Source organism: Zhongshania sp. (assembly GCF_041584495.1).
Lineage (GTDB): Bacteria > Pseudomonadota > Gammaproteobacteria > Pseudomonadales > Spongiibacteraceae > Spongiibacter.
Genome location: NZ_JBFHDY010000310.1, coordinates 1 through 1,158, shown reverse-complemented (window position 1 = coordinate 1,158; position 1,158 = coordinate 1). Strand labels below are relative to the sequence as shown.

Sequence of the window (1,158 nt, the reverse complement as noted above, 5' to 3'; positions counted from 1 at the left end):
GGTGCCATTGATGGTGAAGCTAACCGTGTCGCCAATGGCTGCATCGCCACCAACCGAACCAGTTACGTTAATTGTGCCGCCAGCCTCAACCGCATTCACAACGTCATCGGCAGTGATGCTGTCGACGCCAATTATTGCTGCCGCAGAGTTATCAACAGCGTGAGCTGACGTTGTTGTCGCCGTAAACGGATTCCCCGCGTTATCTGTACCGGCAACCGTCACGTCGAAGGAGGTGTCGGCGGCCAAATCAGCTCCCGCCACCGCAATGCTAAAGGTATTGTCGGCTTGCACAGTGCCGCTGTAATCAGTGCCATTGATGGTAAAACTAACTATGTCGCCAATGGCTGCATCGCCGCCAACCGACCCGGTCACATTGACCGTGCCGCCAGCTTCCAAAGCGTTAACGATGTCATCGGCAGTGATACTGTCGACAGTCACACTCGCTGCCGCTGTTGTATCAACTGTATAGGTAGACGTAGTCGTTGCCGCAAACGGATTACCGGCGTTATCTGTACCGGCAACCGTCACGTCGAAGGAGGTATCGGCAGCCAGATCAGCTCCCGACACCGCAATACTAAAGGTATTACCGGCTTGCACGGTGCCGCTGTAGTCAGTGCCATTAATAGTGAAACTAACCGTGTCGCCAACGGCGGCGTCACCGCCAACCGACCCGGTCACATTGACCGTGCCGCCAGCTTCCACAGCGTTAACGATGTCATCGGCGGTGATACTATCGACAGCCACACTCGCTGCCGCTGTTGAATCAACTGCATAGGTAGACGTAGTCGTTGCCGCAAACGGATTACCGGCGTTATCTGTACCAGCAACCGTCGCGTCGAAAGAGGTATCGGCAGCAAGATCAGCTCCCGCCACCGCAATACTAAAGGTATTACCGGCTTGCACGGTGCCGCTGTAGTCGGTGCCATTGATAGTAAAGCTAACCGTGTCACCAACCGCCGCGTCACCGCCAACCGAACCGGTCACATTGACCGTACCGCCAACTTCTGCAGCGTTAACGATGTCATCGGCAGTAATACTATCGACAGTAATAGACGCCGCTGCGGTGGTATCCACCGTATAGATGGATGTCGTCGTTGCAGTAAACGGATTGCCCGCGTTATCTGTACCAGCAACCGTCGCGTCAAAAGAGGTATCGGC

At 55.2% G+C, this 1,158-nt stretch carries 1 protein-coding gene; it reads right to left on the bottom strand.

Annotated features, from left to right (window positions below; all coding sequences use genetic code 11):
• The coding region (locus ABYP33_RS19425; protein ID WP_373093032.1) for an Ig-like domain-containing protein at window positions 1–1,158 on the bottom strand (1,158 nt) is incomplete at both ends.